Origin of the sequence: Saccharibacter floricola DSM 15669 (genome assembly GCF_000378165.1) — a bacterium.
GTDB classification, from domain to species: Bacteria; Pseudomonadota; Alphaproteobacteria; order Acetobacterales; family Acetobacteraceae; genus Saccharibacter; species Saccharibacter floricola.
Genome location: NZ_KB899338.1, coordinates 101783 through 119960, shown reverse-complemented (window position 1 = coordinate 119960; position 18178 = coordinate 101783). Strand labels below are relative to the sequence as shown.

Sequence of the window (18178 nt, the reverse complement as noted above, 5' to 3'; positions counted from 1 at the left end):
ACCGCTTTCCTTGACCTTTTGCCGAGCAATATCGGCCTGATCGTCGCGTGTGTGATCATCGTCTGCAAGCTCGTCACCGTTACGGTGCGGCCACCTGCCAACGGTTCACGCTGGGAACTGCTCTATCGCGCCATCAGCACCGTCGCGCTCAATATCGGATGGGCCACCAATCGCTTCCAAGCCGGACGCCCCACCGACACACGCCCCCGGCCATGACCACGCCAGAGCGTCATTGCCGCGATGGGCCGGCCATTAGGCATCACCCAACACACCTCTTCATCCCTCAAAAATAGACCTGAGAATTAACATGACTGACGAAACAAAGAGTAAAAATAAAGAGTATTCTTTCTCTAATACGGTCGACAGTTCCACTATCGCCTCACTTTCGGAAAACGTACAAAGTTTAAAGGAAAAGTTCGCAAATTTATCAAGTGTATCGTTGCTGCACTTAGGGGTAATCAATGATCCTAATGGGGACTTTATTGATCAAAATAGCAAAGCCTATCAAAAAGCTCTCAATGACTGCGCGGGCAGTTATAAACTTATCCATCCTGCCAATCTTACAGTGGTTCTACACAACCTTAAAATTACGCAATCAAACACATATTGGGAGATGGAAGGAAATATTTACTTAGCTCCCAATGAAAATAAAAACATTGTCGACATCGGCAATGCCGGAGAAACTATCTCGTCTATTTCCATTACTGGTCGAGGGACTTTCTGGGGGAATAAACAGTACCAACAAGGTGGAGCTACAGCCGTATTAGGAGGTATATGCTCCAATACGCTCAGCCATATGAGTAACACGCCAGACAACCCGCAATCCCCCGGACTGATCAACAATCTTCTCGTTTCAGGAATTACCATCCGCGATACATTCAACTGGCCGATCTCTCTAGGTTACATCACCAATTGCCTCATCACAGAAACGACTTTGCTAAAAGGGGGTAACAGTCCACAATTTATCTGGTCAGCTGATAATTGCTGGTTTAACAATAATATCTCCCGCGGGCACACAGATGGTGGCTTTGTCTTCTACATGGGGTGCCGAAACTGCGGAGCAATTAATAATAGTGTTTATGAAAACAATGATGGCATCGGTGTCTACTGTGACACATCTACCCAACCTGGAAACAATAGAATCATTATTGACAATAACAATATCTATAATAATGCAGATAGTGGGATAGGCGTCACTACAATGACGCAAGACAATACAGAAATTATTCAGCGAAATATCTTAATCACTAATAATATACTCTCTAACAACAATACCAATGGACGGAATGGCGGCGGTTCTATTGGCATAGTAGGTGCTTATGGTGTGTACGTACATGGGAACTCTATTGAGAAAGATGGTTCAACGACTACGTCGGGTCACCCTATTTATGCAATTTATGTCTCTGATAACTGCCAACACGTTACCATTGATGCGAACACTATTGAGAACACAGGGTCAGCGACTAATCCTGGGACGGCAATATATCTTAACCAGCCTAGAGGCGCTGTTATTCGCAACAACATCATCGCCAACACTGAAGGTGCATCTGGCCCAACGCACAACGGTATTGCAGGAGCGGTTGGATCACAATCTACTATTGGCGGTAATATTTTCCTCTCAGAATTCACCGGAAGTGCCTTAGACCTCTCGTGGTCTACTGATACGGTTTTTTTAAGTCAGCCAGATGGACATGGCCAACTTCTGGACAACCTTACACGCACAACCGATCTTATTGTTTCTGGGGAATATAATTACAATGATCGGTATCTCAGCCACCGCATTGGAACAATGACATCTGATGCAAGCCTCTATTTACAAACAGCCCGACAACCATCGTCTGATAACGTCCATGGAAATATTGTTTTAAGTCAGGGGGGTATGTTTCGTGAGTTCTCGCTGGCCATGAATGGCTCCATCACAACACCTAACGGAGGCATTCTTTTAAGTGCTCTCAGCCCAACCGGCGCACCACTGCTTTTGCAGTCTTTCTCCGTAACTGCTGCTCATGGTGATTACGTTTCATTCCCTCAACCATTCACCAGTGACGCAGTAACTGTCATCGTTCCATCATTTTACAATGGAACTAATATGGTCATGGGCGGTGCTTTCAATACAACTCCACCTAATCGCGATGGTTTTACGTTGGGTAAGTTTTGGGTCGGGTTAGGTGGCTCTAACATAGACGTAGCAGGCCCTATCACTGTTCTCGCTATCGGAGAACTCTCTTCATAATCCCTAACAAATAAATATCTCATTATTCGTCTGATAAGGAACAATCATTATGACTAACGAAACAACGCCCATTACCGCTCTTGTCGAAGCTGGCGAAAACATCTTTGCCACCGTCACCAGTAAGAAAGGAGAAACGCAAGAGAAGATCGCTGACGGTGCGGCCCGCTTACTCGATGGCGTTCTGCCTACCGTGGAAAGCAAGGTCTCCTTTGATCTGGCCTCCGTATTAGCAGGCGCTACGAGTATTTTGTCCGGTATTGCCTTGGTGCTGGCAGGCTTGAAAAAGAAGAAGACCGAGGCCTCTGGTGCAACCGAAGCGGCCCCGGCCGCCACGCCTGCCATCAACGGCATAGGCTAACCCATATGGGAGAGCTTCGGCTCTCCCTGACATCTAGAGGGAATCAGTCGAGAATGGCTGAAATCTCTCACGAAACACATAAAAAAACAGAAAAGGGAAACATCCCATGAACCCCTATTTCGCAGGGGGCTTTATCCTTACGGTGCTCGGCTTCCTGACGGCTCTAATCGTCTATAGCAACCGGGCAGGCCGCAACAGCGCCCGCGTAAGCTCCGAACGCCAAGACGTGAGCGACGCCACACAATCAGCAGAAGCCGCGCAACGGATGCTCGAAGCCCGCACGAATGGCATACGCTCTGATAACGCGCTCATAGATACACTGGATAAGGGGACGTTCTGATGAAGCGTATCTTTTGTGCGATGGCTTTATGCACGTTAGTAAGCTGCGCCCCCACCCGCACCAAACCCCTCTGCCCGCCGTTGGTGCATTACACAACGCAGGAAGAGAAGAAGGCGGCGGACGAACTGCGCGCTCATCCCGACCTGCACGAGGTGCCAGCTATGATGCGCGACTATGGGAATGAGCGGCGGGAGATGCAAAGCATACATTAGCTAATACATGCTTCCATTCTTCGCGCCTGTCCGAGCAACACATGATACGACTTAAAAACGGCGATCTTTCTCTACGCCAAGAACTTCATCACGAACACCTCAGTCACTCCCTCAAATCTGTTTTACGTTTTGTCGAAAAAATGGCAGTTTCACGTTACCGACTTTTGGATGTTTTACTATAAAAAACGCCGATCAACTGCAATTCTCCAATTCCCGCCCGGACCTCCAGAGAATGTTCCCAGAAAGAACCAATATATCCCATAGACCGCAGAAAATAGAGTTTTTATGCTCTTTTTGTTGTCCCAGATCGTCTCATGATATGCCGTTGCATCCCCATAAAATGGGGGTATTTATAGGGGTATCGTTTTTCGGGATGGGGGTATCATGCTAACAGACATGGCGTTACGGCATGCTAAAGGCCAATGTAGGAAGACATAATAGATAGGATTAGGAGAGAACTGGGATGATACGGGATGGGGTGGGATAATGTTGAGAGTTTTCTGCCTTGTGTGGAAAATGCAAGGGGGTTAGATGGTCATCCATCCTTATTCAGCTGGGACATAATTTATATACCGGTTTTTGGAGATAGGGATGGATTTTAGACAGAATAGCAGAACATTCATCTAAGCGTTTAAATAGTGTTTGAAAGCGTTTTAAACGACGGTCAAAACTGCTTAGAGGTCAATATGGAAATGGCCCATTACTCTTCCAATGCCCCGCACAAACAGCATTTTACTATTAAGTAGCCATCATTTGACAGTTTATAACAACACGTCCGATAATACGCATTTGTGCCCCAGTATCTGCATTACCCCAGCACACATCATTCATCGGAACATCAAATGCTGGATATTGGGTATTATCACTAATAATCGTATAATTTTTCATATCTTTTAAACCGATTCTCTTTACATAAACAGCATCGTTAACCGTAATAACATAAATACCATGAGTAATAGGTCGTGGTGCTGTATCAACAATAAGACGATCATTAGGCCTTATGGTTGGAAGCATACTGTCCCCCTCCACACGGATCATAAATATCGAAGTTGGAACAAGGCCTAGAAAGCGATAAAAGAACTCTCGTGGAACAGGGATATACTCTACTTCTTCTGTTTGCGCTGCGATAAGCCCAAATCCTGCTGAAGCTTCTGTTGAAACAAAGGGAACATCAACGGTATCAAGAGCTTCTTTTTTATGGCGTTGCTCTGGAAGGCTATCCCCCCTGTCCCCTACGGCAAGCCACTCTAAAGAGACATCGCAGATCTCTGCTAGTTTAACTGCAGCATCCAGCTTCATAACACTACGACCAGAAATATAACCATTAAGCGTACCTAACGGGATGCCTGAGCGTGCAGACACTACATTATTCCCGCCAGCCTTCTGAACGACCGCACGCAACCTCTTTGAAGGATTTTCAATTTCAAACTTTTCCGATGAACTTTGAAATTCATCTTCATAGAGAGTTTTTTTCATATCTGATCTAAAAGCCCGAAATTCCAATGAAAACTAGGAGTTCTAAAACATTACAGATATTTTAAGTTTGTAATTAGAGAATTAAGTTTTCATTTTGGAACTTATGCTCTATCTCCGAGGTTAGAAGCCGGGAATAAGTTCCGACTTTGAAGGAAAAATGAAAGCCGGTTGCAGCCGGCTTAAAAATGAGACAAGCGATGAGTCATAAACGATCCGGGATGGATGTTGAAGACATCAAAGCTGAGTTACGGAAGAAATATGGCCCCCTCGTTCATATTTCACAACAACTCGGCCTGAGCCGAAATGCCATTAGTGCCACTTTGGGCGATCCTCAACATTCTGTAAAAACTGAAATACGCATTGCGGAACTTTTGGAAAAGTCTCCTTATGACGTATGGGGAAACGAACGCTTTAATGAAGATAATATTCCCATTAAGCGGTCTGTAAGGCGCTACTCAACTCAGACTATTCCTAAGCACCTCCGCAAGCGCGAGGTAGCGGCATAATGAAAACATTCGCCACTCTTCAAGAGATAGCCAACTTAGACCTTCCAAACGTGCCGGGGATGCGGGCTTTGCATGTGCGGGCCGAACGGAACAATTGGCTGCGCCCCGAATGGGAAGGCGTGTATTGGCGGCCTCGTTCGGGAGCTGGTGGGGGTGTTGAGTATTCCTACAAGCTTTTGCCGAAAGTGGCTCAGCTTGCGTGGGTGCAGCGGTTTTTGGACTGCTCAGACAGGCAGCCGGACGAAGCTGGGGATCATGGCCTCGCTTGGGAGCGTTATCACGAGGCTTCAGCGTCTCAGAAAGCTAAAGCCCTTGAGACACTCCGTATTATGGAGATGATTGAGCAGCTTTATCAGGCGGGTTGGTCGCTCCATGAGGCGCTCACCGCTTACAACACGGAACAGTGCGCAACGGTTGGGCGGACGACGGTGATGGGCTGGAAACGGACGATCCGCAACGTCCCGCGTGAGCATTGGCTGGCTTATCTGGTACCTAAACGCAAAGGCCCGAAAGCCTCTCATGCACAATGCTCTGAAGAGGCATGGGACTTTCTCAAGGCCGATTGGCTGCGGCCTGAGAAGCCGACAATCTCCGCATGTTATCGACGTCTGCAACAAGCGGCGGAAGAGCATGGCTGGACGTTCCCTTGTGAAAAGACACTTGCCCGTTGGTTGCATTCTCTTCCTATTGAGGTCGTGACGTTAGCCCGTGAAGGGCGTGACAAGGTGAAAGACCTAATCCCTGCTCAAGAGCGTGATCGCACGCATCTTCATGCACTGCAGGCCGTGAATGCGGACGGGCATAAATGGGATGTCCGCGTGCAATGGCCAGACGGCACGATTGGGCGGCCTATGATGGTGGCGTGGCAAGACCTTTATAGCGGGATGATCCTGTCATGGCGGGTGGATCGGTCTGAAAACACCGATGCGATTCAGCTCGCTCTTGGTGATCTTGTTGAAAAATACGGCATCCCTTCCCGCGCTTATCTCGATAATGGCCGCGCTTTTGCGTCCAAACGCATGACGGGCGGCACGAAAACGCGCTTTCGCTTCAAAGTGCGTGAGGGCGATGCCGCGGGTGTGATGACGATCCTCGGGATCGAAACGGTCTTTGTGACGCCCTATAGCGGGCAATCCAAGCCAATTGAGCGGGCCTTTCGGGATCTTGCCGGCGATCTGGCCAAGCATCCTGCTCTTGCTGGGGCTTATACGGGCAACAACCCGACCAACAAGCCCGCGAATTATGGCGACCGCGCTGTACCTTTGGCGGAGTTTTTGGCTGTCATCTCAGCGGGCATTGACGAGCATAATAACCGGACGGGACGGCGCACCGCTGTATGCAAAGGTGTGAAGAGCTTTCGGCAGGTTTTTGAAGAGAGTCTCGCTCACTGTGCCGTGCGCAAGCCAACCCAAGCGCAGCGGCATCTCTGGTTACGCGCTGCTGAGAACGTGATGGCCAGTAAACGTGACGGCTCGTTTCGGTTCCTTGGCAATCGCTACTGGGCGGAATTTCTGCATGAGCATATGGGCCAACCCCTGGTCGTGCGGTTTGATCCGCAAGAGCTGCATGCCCCCATGCATGTGTACAGCCTGAACGGGGGTTTTCTTGGCGACGCACCGGTTGTTGAGAAAACCGGCTTCGACAGCACAGCCGCTGCGGCTGTGAAAAAACGTGCTGAAAAGCAGCTCGCCAAGGCGGCCAAGATGAAGCTGGATGCTGAAAGCCGCCTCACCCCGTCTGAACTGGCCGCTCTGCTGCCTGATCACCCTGAAGATCACGAGGCTTTGATGGATCAGAAGGTCGTCACGCCCTTTAGGCCAAACGCTGCGGTGACGCAGAGCCGCCCTGCTCCCCTCCCTGAGACCGATGATGAGGATGATGACGGCACCACCGCTTCTATCCTCCACTTTATGCGCCGTAGTGCGTAACGGAGTCTGACCATGACATCCCACACTGATTTGATTACCACCATCAAAAACCATCAAGAGCGCCATGGCCTCTCGCAATCGCAGATTAGTCGCGAGAGTGGTATTCCCAAAGGCACATTGAACCAGTTTCTGGCGGGCAAATATAACGGCGATAATGATAAAGTCGCCCAGAAAGCGCAGCGTTGGGTGGAGACGAACACGACCCGCCACCAGCTCCACCAGAAGCTGCGACAAGCACCCGATTTTGTCATGCTGCCTTCCTGCGAACGCTGGATGAATGTCTTTGAATATGCGCAGATTGCCCAAGATATTGGCGTGATTACCGGCGCACCGGGCACGTCCAAAACCATGACGGCAGAGCATTACTGCACGCTGCATAGCAATGCGTGGCTGATCACGGCCGATAGCTCGCTCAAGACCCCTCATGCCATCTTGCGCGACATTGCTGAGACGGTGGATGCGCCAGTCAAAAACGGGTCACGCCTGATGAGCGGGCTGATTAAAAGGCTGCGTGGCACGCAGGGGCTGCTGATTATTGACGAAGCCCAGCACCTCACCACGGCAGCCCTCGACCAGCTCCGCGCACTCAATGATCGGGCTGAGATCGGCATTGCGTGGATTGGCAATGAGCCGTTGCGAGGACGCATCGAAGGGTTGGGACGTGAAGCCAGCTATGCTCAGATCTTCAGCCGTGTTGGCATGTGGAAAAGTCGGAAGAAGCCAACAAAAGGCGATCTTGACCATCTGCTCACACAATGGGGCGCGATGGACAATGATGTATCCAAGCTCGTGCGCTGGATTGGCAGCCAAGAGGGCGGCTTGCGTGAGCTGAACAAGACCCTGCGTTTTGCGTGGTTTATCGCCAGCCATGACGGGCGTGACAGCGTGCAGATCAGCGATATTGAAGCGGGGTGGAATGAGCGCCGCCCCCACCCGCTCCCTAAACGCGTGGAGGGCTGAGATCATGACTCAAACCGTTATGGAATGCCTCTCAAACGCGCTTGGCCCCTATGGAAATATGGACATCACGCGAGATGCCGTGATCGCGTTTTTGGAGCGTGAAGGAACGCCCAACCAATATGTCGGCACGCTTTTGTATCGCCTGGAAGGGAATGAACCGTCGGGTCAGCAGAAGGTCTGGTTTCATGTCCTGATACTGAACTTTCTCGACCAACTCCCCTCTACGCAAACGCTTGGCTCTGTTGTCGCAACTCTCAAAGAAGCCGCTGCTCCGCCCAGCTATGCCGACCAGCTTGAGACGCAAGCGCGGCGCTGTTGGGTGCCGGGGCGTAGGCGCCGCCTGAAAGAACAGGCTCGCAAGGCGCGGTTGTATGAGCGTGTGCGCGGATCACGCCTGTGCACCGCCTCATGAGCGGCCTTCTGACCGACCAATGCGTGCCCAAAGGGGCACCGCTTTTCGGACACTATGAGATTTTTGGACACGATATGATGATTGAGATGAACAAGCAAAGCCGCCTCGCCAAAGCATCTGAAACGGGTCGGATGATCCGAACCTTGAGTGGTCGTGAAAAGCCGGTCGAGAGCTTCCGCCCCCGTGATGTGTTAATCCATGATTGGGTGTGTGAACGTGTGGAAAGTGCCCGCCGCTTGCAAGCCATGATGGCGGAGGCCAAGCACCACGACTTTACCGACTTTGACGCGCTCTGCGACCTGCTGATGGAGCAGTATGGCGCGCGCCTTGGTGGCACGCGCGGCGGGGCCGAGCTGGAGAGTCTGGATCGGCTCTTTAAAGTGCAGATTACGACGACCGACCAAAAGACCGTCACGCCCGCCATTATGGCTGCTGAGGAGCTGGTGCGGGAGGTGATGGACGACCTCATGGATGGGGCCAGCGCTGACCTGCGCCAGATTGTGGATCGTGCCTTTGTGCGCAATCACAAGACCGGCCAAATCTCGACAGCCCGCATTGTCAGCCTGGTGGCGCTGGAGATTGAGCATCCGCGCTGGCCTGTGGCCCAACGTGCGCTACGCGATGCCATCGAGAGTGGCGGTCAGCGGCGCTATATGCGCTTTTACGCACACAACGATGCGCGGGAGCCATGGACGCTCATCGATCTCAACTATTCATCCTTGGAGGCGTGAGATCATGGCTGAGTTTAGAAACAACACGCGGCGTTGTAATGATATTTTGAAGGAATACGCTTCTTTTGTCCAAGTGATCGCCAATAACCTTCTTCAGTTTTCTGTGCAAAAGAATGAAAGTAAGGTTTCAACGCGGCACGTTGTCGGGCCTTCAGACCTGCATCGGCAACGTCATTACTTACAATCACCCTGAATTCTCTGAAGAAAAGACAATGAGGATTGCAAAGCATCTGCATCGAGGCCTCAACGTTAGAGATCTCCTCGGGGGCCGATCATAACAAATGCTCAAGAGCCTTTATATCTGCACAATATCTGCACATGCTTGTCGAAGGGTGCTTTCAGCAGGCCGATAATTACCTAATTGCTGCCAAAGAAAACGGTGAAAATACGACTTTTTAGCATGGCCTTATAACAGCCACGATCACCACAGTCATCAAAATGACCGCTCTTATTGATCCGCACCTCACTCAGAGCTAGTGCGCGGTCATTTATAAGGTCATTGTTTATCGGTTTTTAGATGATCCGACCTTCGCGACTATTCTGAGAGAGGTTCCTCGTCATAGCTGACCTAAAACCGTGCTTATCATCGGGCGCAAAGCCCCGTGTCAGGATGGCGTGGGATTACTTTCTCGACGCTTCCGCCTTTGAAGAGGGACCGTTCATCGTTCATGCCCCGACACAGGACGTCGCTCACCAACAAGCTCTAAATCAGGCTTTTAAGGAATGGGTCACTCTTTGTTTTATAGGACAAGCGCATCCGGGGGTGCGCTTTTCTTTTGTACTCTGCTTCTCTTCCCGGTATTATAGCCCTCTTGCGGAGGTCAATGAGGATTGAGGTATGGGACATATGACACTAATAGTGCCCGTTCCGGTGGAAATTAGGTTTTTAGCAGACGTTGTGGGGGAAGCGACCAGCTTCGCTTTTATCGAAGCCCATGCGGGACAGAAGCTGTGGGTGCCACGTGTGCGGGTGGATAATTCTCATCTTGCGCGCTCTTGGGGAGTAGACGCGGCGCACTGTCTGTCCGAGCATTTCGGAGGCGACCAATATCAAGTACCGATGCTGAAAGTCTGGCGGGTGCGCAGGCTCGCGCTAATGGGCTATTCTCACAATGATATTGTCGTGCGCGTGGGAGTGAGCCGCGCGATGATCCATTCTGTGCTCTATAGTCTTCAAGATGCTGTGCGAGCCGCGCGTATTGTGCCTGATGAGCGGCAATTGAGCCTTTTTTAACCGGCTCGAAGCACGGTTTTAAGCTTATTTGAACGGTGCTGTAGCGTTTCGGGGTATAGGGTTGAGGCCTGATCGTATGGCGGGTTCTTTCGTAGAGTGACCCTATGAAAAAGAACCTGTCCGCAACCCTGTCTTTCACCCTTGCCTATGAAGGGGGGTATTCCTCTAACCGCGCCGACCCCGGAAACTGGACAGGCGGCCGTGTAGGGTCTGGTCAGCTGGCTGGGACTAAATATGGTATTTCTGCTCCACTTGTGACGCGTACAGAGGGGCTATGTGTCAACGCCCAGAAGATGCGCCTGCTGTCAGAAGACGACTTCCGCCGGCTCGCCGTGCGGTATTTTTGGCAGCCGATGGGCTGTGACTGCCTGCCCTCGGGGCTAGACCTAATGGTGTTTGACCACGGCTTTAACGTGGGGGCAAAAACCTCCATCAGCCTGCTGCAAACCATTGTGGGGGTTGAGCGCGACGGCATCATGGGCCCTCAGACGATCGACGCTCTTGCAAGCACGAAGCTAGGCTTTGTGGCACATTTTGTCTCTCAAACGACGCTTGCCGCCCTACAAAAAGAGATGGGCATTCCCGCAACGGGCATGGTGGACCAGACGACCATCACCATGCTGGACGAAACCGGGCGACGGCGCGCGCTTTTCTGCCACGCACTCAGTGCGCTCCAGCTTGGCAATTATCGCTCTAAAAAGGGCTTCCCTATTTTTGGTGAAGGCTGGCTGGCCCGTGCGCGCGCTCGACGGGATCAAGCCTTGGATTTGGCAGCGGATAAAGCGCCGCTGGCCTGACAGGTTCTTGTGATTCTTCCCCTGATCGGGCGCGATTATGGGGCTTGCCGATGGCGCAGACGCAGCGCGTGAAAGAGAACTGTTATGACCTTCTCCAATGTCCTAACCAAAGTCGCTCCCCTCCTCTCCTCCATCCTCGAACCTGCTTTTGGTGGCTTGTTCCATAAATATGGCGCGGTGGCAGAAACAGCCGTTCGTTCGGCCATTACGAAGTCTGACAATGGGCTGAACGCACTTGTGGCGGTGTATCGTCATTATGACGAGACTCACCCGCTGGTACAGACCGCCATCAGTGAAGCGCAGAGCTTGCTGAAGATGGCAGGCCTCAACGCTCCTGATGCGGATGGACTAGCGATGCATATTCGTGCGGCCATTCATGATCTGGCTTCAGCCTTTGTGTCATTAGAGGGTTCTCAGGCCGCTGCGCCTGTTCTGGCAGAAACGCAGAATGTCGCCTAAGCGATGAGCCTGTGGGTGGAGCTGGTGAGTGCGATGTTGGCGGGTGGAGCGCTGGTGTTTGGCTTGCTGACAGTGCCGCTGCTGTGCTGGCTCCATCGGCTCTCTTTGCAGATGACAGTTCAAGCACAAGAGATGGTGCATCTACGGAAAACATTAGACGCGATCACGCGGATTATGATGGAGGCCGAACATGGATGAGTCATTGCGTAGGCTATGCCTTGGCCTAATTGTGGGCGTGATTGCTTTCAATGTGGGGCTATTTATTGGCGTGCGCTGGGAAGCGATGGGCACCCTGCACATCTGTGGCACTATTACTACAGGAGGGACGCTATGAGTTTTCCGCACAAAATTGCTGAGGAGCGCCGCTGGCGGGTGTTGGACTTTCTGGAGATGGCACCGTGCCATTCACTGAATGACGACATAATCCGAACGATGTTTCGTGAGGCCGGTTTCCCCATTGATGTAGTCTCTTTGGACGATGATCTCGACCATTTGGAGCGCTATGATTGCGTGATGATCACACGCTATCGGCTAGACCATGGGCGTTATCTCAGCGTGGTTAAGCTGACTATTGAAGGCCAGCAGACATGGCAGTGTGAACGGCGCATACCGGGCGTAGTTGCACGGAGGCCGCTATAAGGTGGCACGGCACTTTAAGATTGGGGAGTTGTATGACAACGGCCACACCATTAATGAGATTATGGCAGCGCTTGGGCTGTGCGTTGGTCGCTCGTCTGTGGGTCGATACGTCAAACAACGCGATAAATTGGCAAAAATTGTACGCAGCTCACGCGAAGTATCTGATTCTATCGTCCGTGATCAGGATACAGGAGAGCTAAGCCGTGATGGAGCTGCCGCCCTAAAAGCAGCCCAAAGGGCCCCGCCCAGCTTGTCGATGCCCTGCATTCGCTCTCTCGTGCGAACCAGCTGGATGTGGACGCACATGCCGATCTTGAAAACAAAGCCCGCCAAAAAGCTGAGCGTGAGGTTAAGAAAGCCGTCACACAAGCGGCCCGCAAGCAAAGTCTTTCAACTGAAACCGCCGCCGCTCTGATGGTCAAGTCCTTTGGGTTACGCTCATGATACAGCCCGTCTTCTTTCCCTATCAGGCGACCTTGATCGGAACTGTACGGGCTCATCAGATTGTACTGGTGGAGAAGTCCCGCTGCACGGGCAGCTCTTGGCCAGCCTCTTTGATTGCCGATTTAAAGGCAGTCACGTCCAAAAGTGACGGGGGTTCTGATGTCCTTAATATTGGCTACAACGTGAAGATGGTGCGCAAGTGGATTGATTACTGCACGGACCATACCAAAGCCATGCAGCAGGCTATATCGCACGCGTGCCAGAGAGCTTCTGTCGCGACCCAGACAAAGAAGAAGCCGATATTAAGCTCTTCCCTCTTGCCCGCGTGTCTTGCGTGGGATGCAGGGGCTCGTCTTCATTGATGAAGCAGTCTCCATGACACGCTCAACGAGCTTTTAAGAGCAGCAATGACGCTGCTGATATGGGGTAGAAGATGCTTGGGATCAAGACGCGATCAGGCCGGAAGCTCCATTACCTACTGCCTTGCATGATGGGCTATATCGCAAAATCTACGAGCAAACCGGGGCCTGTTGGAATGTCGAGAGAGAACGAGCAAGAAAAGCACGACCAGATGGGGGCTCATGCTGATGTCTTCGGCCTTATTGGAAAGATGATTTTCTAATGAACATAAAAGCGATCTGCACGGCGATGTTAGCAACGCTATTCGTCGGGATGGCGGCCACTATCTTACGTCTGACATGGAAGGCATCCAAAGAGAGCACGGCTCGGCAACAGCGCAATGATGCACGCTCAGTTTCGGCTTTGCAGGCTAAAGCCGCCCAAGCAGCGACGGATAGCTGCAACAGCGAGACCCAACTTGAGGAAGCATTCAATCATGGCACATTTTAAGATGACGAAAGGTTGGATTGGAGCGCCCCTCAAAGAAGTTCTGCACCGAGCAGGGTTGGCCATACGCCGGATCGTGCAGTTGGCAGTCGCAACCATTGGGCTAGCGGGCTTGGCGGGATGTGGGACGCCCCAGATCAAGGGATTATGTCCAGCTTATGTGCATTATTCCAAGCAAGACGATCAGACCATTCTAACTGAGTTGCGCACAACAGAAGCGGCAGGCCAGAGCATGCCCACAATATACCGTTACCTCCGCGATTATGGTAAACAACGCGCAGCTTTGCGGGTGATCTGCGCGGGAAACTCGAGATAACGCTTCTGGGTCAATATGAGCGGCCCGTTCCGCCCCGCCCCATGCACAGACCTCCACCATATGGGCGCGTCTGTCGCAGGCCGGCACCCACCCCACTTCCACGCTCAAGCGGTTCTCTTTCATGGTTGAAGCGTTGATACGCTCGGCGACAGAAGGAAATAGCCGAGATTGGCATGTCTTTTGTGAGATGATGGAAGAGCACGACCGGCATGATCTCGGCGTGTTGAGCACGCACAAACGCTGTTATCAGCAAAAATCCTGATAAAACCAGACCCATCATCCTGAACTGATGCCAGCAGACCATACGACTCTAGCACAAATTCTTACTGATCCTGATTACGCTCTCCTATCCAATGCAGATGCAACCAATGGAAAGGGAAAATGTATGATCAAAGATTAGAAGCTTTCTTTGAGGGGTCAAAGACATTGAATGGAATGCGTGAAGCCTTTTTTGCGACAGCTTATCTTTCTCTTCTTAGTGCCTATGGCTATCGGGTCGCCTTGCCTTCACCGAAGATGGCAATATATCCCGTTTCCAGTTTCTTAATCCTCAAAAACGTCTCTTACGGCAATTGCCCTTTATGTCGAATACTATCCTAGGGTTCGACTATGAAGATTGAAAAAAAGCCACTGCGTTACCGTTGTCCCGCCCCTTGGATTTAGTCATTAATTCGTCATTAATCATTTCCCCACGTAAGAAAATTTTACGTCCAGTTTTTGATGCTTATTTCGCTTAGGAAGACCATTTCGCACAATGCGGAATGTTCCCAAATCACTAACTAAATTTTCAAACGCTCATCGAACGATTTCAAACGGGGCTACGCGCGTTTTACTAGGCTGCTCGGGTAGAGGATTGCCGAGCAGCTTTTTTTAAGTGCTGTGCAGGCTTTTATGAGGGTGATCTATTTTACCTTCTCAACGCGGTTTCGGGGTATCAACCGAAGCCATGATACTACGTGGCACACTCTGTCATAGTCACTCCCATGAGCGAGATGACACAGATGCCGTTGCCGAGCGACGGTGCCCACCTTCCTGACTGGATCCATCTACTCCCGCTGGGAACCTTCCCCGCTGTAGGGAGGACGAAGACACTGCGTACTGGGATGATGGCGGTTTCTTATCTGAAAGCGACAGACGCAGCTTTGGGCCTGACGACGGATAGCCTGAAAACGGGAGGGCTCCACTAATGGCGCTCAAGCAAGACCGCGCAGTTGAGGAAAAACTCGTTCCCCATGCCCCTGAGTTCGGACATCGCGTGGCGAAAGGCTTTCGGGTCTATCGCGGCTCACTTGTCGCAGTGTGTGCGGACGGCACGATTGTGCCCGCTGGGGTAACTGACACGCCATCGGCCCCAGTCGCCATTGTGGGGCTCGCGCGGCAATTTAAGGATCATTCGGCAGCAGGCTCCATGTTCAATGGCGACAGGGTGGGCACTCACCCGATCTGGGTCAAGAAAGGCTGTTACGCGCTGCCGTTTGATACCGCGCCAAGCTGGGCCAATGTGGGCCAGCCTGTCTATGCCATCGATGACGAAACCGTGAGCCTCTCAGCTAGAAGCGGGACGGTTGCCGCAGCAGCAGACGCGGCCCCGTTTGGTAGCACGATCTCTTCTGACGCCCCTGCCTCCATGCCTTCCTCCACAGCTCGCCTATCTGTCGGAACGCTTGCCGGGTTTGAGGTGGACGGCACTCCTTATGTTCTTATTGTCTGAAAGGGCTTCCTGATGGACATGAATATTGGCTCGATAAAGGCGCTGACACCAGCCAAGGCTGGACAGAAAGCCGCCATGGCGTGGCTGCATAATGTTGTGTCCGGCAAAGTCACGTTCGACAAAGAGGCGGTGGTGGATCAGAGCGACGATTGGTCACGCTATCAATCACGCATGGCATTCCATCGCAAAGAAGGGTCGATTGTATGAGTGACCCGATTACACCGGCGGGCTACCCATCAGCCATTCTAAAAGGTGATGTGGTGGGTCGTGCGCTGACCGGCGTGCAGGATCGACTTAAAGCGCTGTTTCCTGACACGATGTTTCGTCATGTCCTCCTTCCACCCCATGCCACACGACAGACCTGGGAGACGATGACCCGCGATGCCCCCTGTGTCGCCGTGGGGGTCGGACGTTGGAAAGCAAGCAGACGGGCGAGCAGGCGAGCGAACAATCGTTTTATTGGCACGCTAAGTTTTCCACTGGCGATCTTTCAATCATTAGAGCAACCCGAAGACCTTTACCTCGGCACGGATACCCTGAGCGAGATCGGGGTTGCGGGTCTGATGGCGGCCATTGCGGGAGGGTTGAATGGTTGGACTTTACCGGGCGTTGGATCCTGCCGCGTGGCCACTATCAAGACGTCAGCCAAGGCAGAATGGTGTGACGACCATTCGGTCGTCGTAACAGCGAAGCTGATGTTTAAGGGTGTCACACTCGACAATATTGAGGCTCTGGCGGCGCTGGAGGATTTTGTGGCCGGACAGGAGGCCATTCTTATGAAAAAGGAGAGCAGAAATGCATGAAAAACACGTCCTTTTGACCGTGCGAACGGCAGAAGGTCGCCGGATCGTCACGCCAACAGGAAGCGCTGTGCCAACCGCAGGCTTTCAGGTTGATCCACGCGACCCCTGGTGGGCTCGAGCCCTAGCAAGCGGAGACATTGTGGAAATGAACGCTGATGAACGCGCCCAGATCCAGATGAGGGCGGATGCCTCAGCCTCAAAAGCTGCTGAAGTCTTATCAAAGCCCGTTGCTGCTAACCAGAGCGAGGCAGCCATGCCAAGCTCTAGCGGAACAGTACGTTCTGAGGAGAAAAACTAATGGATTTTGAACAAATTCCCGGAACCCTTCATGTGCCGGGTTCTTACACCGAGATCCGCGATGTGCCCGCTCCCGGTACCCTGACAGGCATGCCATTGCGGCCCCTGATTGTGGGACAGACCGAAAATGCAGCACTGGCCGGTCAGCTTTATCGCAACGTGACCGTTGGGCAGATTGAGACGCTCTTTGGCAGTGGCTCCATCATCGCACAGGCTGTGCGTGGGTTCACCACAGAACAACCCTCCCTCAGTGTAGATATCGTTACAGTAGCGTTGCCCAAAGAGGCTACCCCGGCCAGCGGGTCTCTCGCCTTTTCGGGAGCTCCACAGCAGACAGGCACCGCCGCTGTGAGGCTCGCTGGACAGCGCGTGAGCTGGTCGGTGCAAAGCAGCGACACCCCTCAACTGATCGCGACCAACCTGCTGGCTGCGATCAAGGCCAGTACGCTTTCTCAGCAGACCGGGCTGACCGCCGCTCTAGGCAAAGATGGGGCGTCTGTTGTGCTGACCGCTGGTGAAAGCGGCGCTGTCACTAATGACATCGATATCCGCGCCTCTTCTGCGCTGTCTGATCAGGTGCCGGGGGTAACCATCACTGTCTCTCCAATGAGTGGTGGCACGGGCACGCCTGACGTGACACCGGCAATCACCGCCCTTGGTGACCTTTGGTACACCGATGTGGTCCTGCTGCAAAATGACCAAGAAGCTATCTCTGCCTTTGTTGGTGAAGCAAAACGCCGTGGTAACGCCATGGTGGCAAAGGATATGCGGGTCTGTGTAGGGCTGCGCGCAACGCTTGGGCAGGCTTTGGCCTTCCAGCAGAACGTTGAAACAGCCGAAGAGTTGGTGCTCTTTGCGTGGGAAAACCCCCATGCCTCAACATGGCAGATGGCCGCCTCTTTGGGCGCGGTCATGGCGCAAAGCCTTAACAGCGATCCCGCCCGCCAGCTTCGTGGGTTGCCGCTGACGACCCTCACGGGGCTTGGGCCCGACCACGCAGACGATTTTACCCTCTCACAGCGTAACGTGTTGCTGGGTAATGGTTGTTCTACCGTGATCGTCAATGATGATGGCACCGTCACACTGCAACGTGTCATCACAACTCGCACGCAACAGCCTGACACCAGCACACCTTCTGGTGTGTGGGATGTCATGATCCCCGCCATTGGGGCACGGGTGCGCTTTGAGTGGAACACCACCATTGAGGCCCATTATGCCCGCGCTAAGCTCGCTGATGATGGCTCTCCGCTGGCGAACCAAGACGGAGTTGTCACACCACGAACGCTGAAAGCCTCATGGGTGGCTCAATGCACGCTCTATGAGATGCAGGGTTGGATTGATGATGTCGCGACCACGGGGCCGCAGGCCGTGTTTGAGCGCGACGCGAGCGACCGTAGCCGCGTCAATAGCACACTTCCCATCAAACCGATCGGCAGCCTGATGGTCTTGGCTAATATCTTAACAATGGAGGTCTGA

The 18178-nt window shown here is 52.5% G+C and carries 30 protein-coding genes; 28 read left to right on the top strand and 2 right to left on the bottom strand.

The genetic code is table 11. From position 1 onward, the window contains the following. From F457_RS14090 to F457_RS0107180, 5 genes are all read left to right on the top strand, one after another. The coding region (locus tag F457_RS14090; protein WP_018980465.1) for a hypothetical protein at positions 1-216 on the top strand (216 nt) is incomplete at its 5' end. Between the two features lie 91 nt (positions 217-307). Beyond that, positions 308-2233, top strand: a complete 1926-nt coding sequence (locus tag F457_RS0107195) for a right-handed parallel beta-helix repeat-containing protein (RefSeq protein ID WP_018980464.1) — start codon at positions 308-310, stop codon at positions 2231-2233. 49 nt (positions 2234-2282) lie between these two features. After that, entirely contained in the window at positions 2283-2591 is a 309-nt protein-coding gene (locus F457_RS0107190; protein WP_018980463.1) for a hypothetical protein, read from the top strand. Positions 2592-2697: 106 nt separating this feature from the next. Next, positions 2698-2931 (top strand): hypothetical protein, encoded by a 234-nt coding sequence (locus F457_RS0107185; RefSeq protein WP_018980462.1) that lies wholly within the window; start codon positions 2698-2700, stop codon positions 2929-2931. Next, on the top strand, positions 2931-3143 hold the full coding sequence (locus tag F457_RS0107180; protein WP_018980461.1) for a hypothetical protein: 213 nt from the start codon (positions 2931-2933) through the stop codon (positions 3141-3143). Before F457_RS0107185 ends, F457_RS0107180 begins: the two co-directional genes overlap by 1 nt. Before the next feature lie 738 nt (positions 3144-3881). Here F457_RS0107180 and F457_RS13320 read toward each other — a convergent pair. After that, a complete protein-coding gene (locus F457_RS13320) occupies positions 3882-4619 on the bottom strand; it encodes a LexA family transcriptional regulator (protein WP_018980460.1) in 738 nt (245 codons plus the stop codon). 197 nt (positions 4620-4816) lie between these two features. On the opposite strand from F457_RS13320, the gene F457_RS0107170 reads away from it, so the two are divergent. From F457_RS0107170 to F457_RS0107085, 17 genes are all read left to right on the top strand, one after another. Continuing rightward, positions 4817-5125: a helix-turn-helix domain-containing protein gene (locus F457_RS0107170; RefSeq protein ID WP_156809387.1), complete on the top strand. Its 309-nt coding sequence runs from the start codon at positions 4817-4819 to the stop codon at positions 5123-5125. Beyond that, on the top strand, positions 5125-7053 hold the full coding sequence (locus tag F457_RS13580) for a transposase domain-containing protein (RefSeq protein WP_018980458.1): 1929 nt from the start codon (positions 5125-5127) through the stop codon (positions 7051-7053). The genes F457_RS0107170 and F457_RS13580 overlap by 1 nt, the downstream gene beginning before the upstream one ends. A gap of 12 nt (positions 7054-7065) precedes the next feature. Continuing rightward, the gene (locus F457_RS0107160; protein WP_018980457.1) at positions 7066-8013 is read left to right on the top strand and encodes an AAA family ATPase; all 948 of its coding nucleotides are present in this window, start codon (positions 7066-7068) and stop codon (positions 8011-8013) included. Between the two features lie 4 nt (positions 8014-8017). Beyond that, positions 8018-8425, top strand: a complete 408-nt coding sequence (locus F457_RS0107155; RefSeq protein ID WP_018980456.1) for a hypothetical protein — start codon at positions 8018-8020, stop codon at positions 8423-8425. Further along, a complete protein-coding gene (locus tag F457_RS0107150) occupies positions 8410-9156 on the top strand; it encodes a DUF3164 family protein (RefSeq protein WP_156809386.1) in 747 nt (248 codons plus the stop codon). Before F457_RS0107155 ends, F457_RS0107150 begins: the two co-directional genes overlap by 16 nt. Positions 9157-9160: 4 nt before the next feature. Further along, on the top strand, positions 9161-9349 hold the full coding sequence (locus tag F457_RS0107145; RefSeq protein ID WP_018980454.1) for a hypothetical protein: 189 nt from the start codon (positions 9161-9163) through the stop codon (positions 9347-9349). A gap of 645 nt (positions 9350-9994) precedes the next feature. After that, entirely contained in the window at positions 9995-10390 is a 396-nt protein-coding gene (locus tag F457_RS0107135; protein WP_018980452.1) for a hypothetical protein, read from the top strand. 104 nt (positions 10391-10494) lie between these two features. After that, positions 10495-11187 carry a glycosyl hydrolase 108 family protein gene (locus tag F457_RS12480; RefSeq protein WP_018980451.1) on the top strand — a complete coding sequence of 231 codons (693 nt, stop codon included), beginning with the start codon at positions 10495-10497 and terminating at the stop codon, positions 11185-11187. Between the two features lie 84 nt (positions 11188-11271). Continuing rightward, positions 11272-11646, top strand: a complete 375-nt coding sequence (locus F457_RS0107125; RefSeq protein WP_018980450.1) for a hypothetical protein — start codon at positions 11272-11274, stop codon at positions 11644-11646. A gap of 3 nt (positions 11647-11649) precedes the next feature. Next, a complete protein-coding gene (locus F457_RS0107120) occupies positions 11650-11844 on the top strand; it encodes a hypothetical protein (RefSeq protein ID WP_018980449.1) in 195 nt (64 codons plus the stop codon). Further along, positions 11837-11980: a hypothetical protein gene (locus tag F457_RS13750; protein WP_018980448.1), complete on the top strand. Its 144-nt coding sequence runs from the start codon at positions 11837-11839 to the stop codon at positions 11978-11980. The genes F457_RS0107120 and F457_RS13750 overlap by 8 nt, the downstream gene beginning before the upstream one ends. Further along, positions 11977-12285 (top strand): hypothetical protein, encoded by a 309-nt coding sequence (locus F457_RS0107110; RefSeq protein ID WP_018980447.1) that lies wholly within the window; start codon positions 11977-11979, stop codon positions 12283-12285. The genes F457_RS13750 and F457_RS0107110 overlap by 4 nt, the downstream gene beginning before the upstream one ends. Positions 12286-12579: 294 nt before the next feature. Next, positions 12580-12729, top strand: coding sequence for a hypothetical protein (locus F457_RS14215; protein WP_018980446.1), 150 nt, complete (start codon positions 12580-12582; stop codon positions 12727-12729). Then, positions 12726-13091 carry a hypothetical protein gene (locus tag F457_RS0107100; RefSeq protein ID WP_026294264.1) on the top strand — a complete coding sequence of 122 codons (366 nt, stop codon included), beginning with the start codon at positions 12726-12728 and terminating at the stop codon, positions 13089-13091. Before F457_RS14215 ends, F457_RS0107100 begins: the two co-directional genes overlap by 4 nt. A 71-nt stretch (positions 13092-13162) precedes the next feature. After that, entirely contained in the window at positions 13163-13351 is a 189-nt protein-coding gene (locus F457_RS0107095) for a hypothetical protein (protein WP_018980445.1), read from the top strand. Continuing rightward, positions 13351-13578, top strand: coding sequence for a hypothetical protein (locus tag F457_RS0107090; protein ID WP_018980444.1), 228 nt, complete (start codon positions 13351-13353; stop codon positions 13576-13578). Before F457_RS0107095 ends, F457_RS0107090 begins: the two co-directional genes overlap by 1 nt. Then, on the top strand, positions 13565-13891 hold the full coding sequence (locus F457_RS0107085) for a hypothetical protein (protein ID WP_018980443.1): 327 nt from the start codon (positions 13565-13567) through the stop codon (positions 13889-13891). Before F457_RS0107090 ends, F457_RS0107085 begins: the two co-directional genes overlap by 14 nt. A gap of 10 nt (positions 13892-13901) precedes the next feature. On the opposite strand, the gene F457_RS0107080 is transcribed toward F457_RS0107085, so the two are convergent. Then, positions 13902-14171, bottom strand: a complete 270-nt coding sequence (locus tag F457_RS0107080; protein WP_156809384.1) for a hypothetical protein — start codon at positions 14169-14171, stop codon at positions 13902-13904. A 703-nt stretch (positions 14172-14874) separates the two neighbouring features. Between F457_RS0107080 and F457_RS0107075 the strand changes: the two genes are divergently transcribed. From F457_RS0107075 to F457_RS0107050, 6 genes are read left to right on the top strand one after another with little or no spacing between them, the layout of a single operon-like run. After that, entirely contained in the window at positions 14875-15078 is a 204-nt protein-coding gene (locus tag F457_RS0107075) for a hypothetical protein (protein WP_018980441.1), read from the top strand. After that, the gene (locus F457_RS0107070) at positions 15078-15602 is read left to right on the top strand and encodes a hypothetical protein (RefSeq protein WP_018980440.1); all 525 of its coding nucleotides are present in this window, start codon (positions 15078-15080) and stop codon (positions 15600-15602) included. The genes F457_RS0107075 and F457_RS0107070 overlap by 1 nt, the downstream gene beginning before the upstream one ends. 12 nt (positions 15603-15614) lie before the next feature. Beyond that, a complete protein-coding gene (locus F457_RS0107065) occupies positions 15615-15809 on the top strand; it encodes a hypothetical protein (RefSeq protein ID WP_018980439.1) in 195 nt (64 codons plus the stop codon). After that, positions 15806-16405, top strand: coding sequence for a hypothetical protein (locus F457_RS0107060; RefSeq protein ID WP_018980438.1), 600 nt, complete (start codon positions 15806-15808; stop codon positions 16403-16405). The genes F457_RS0107065 and F457_RS0107060 overlap by 4 nt, the downstream gene beginning before the upstream one ends. Further along, positions 16398-16703 (top strand): DUF2635 domain-containing protein, encoded by a 306-nt coding sequence (locus tag F457_RS12475; protein WP_018980437.1) that lies wholly within the window; start codon positions 16398-16400, stop codon positions 16701-16703. Before F457_RS0107060 ends, F457_RS12475 begins: the two co-directional genes overlap by 8 nt. After that, complete coding sequence (locus F457_RS0107050; RefSeq protein WP_018980436.1) at positions 16703-18178, top strand: phage tail sheath subtilisin-like domain-containing protein; 1476 nt, start codon at positions 16703-16705, stop codon at positions 18176-18178. The genes F457_RS12475 and F457_RS0107050 overlap by 1 nt, the downstream gene beginning before the upstream one ends.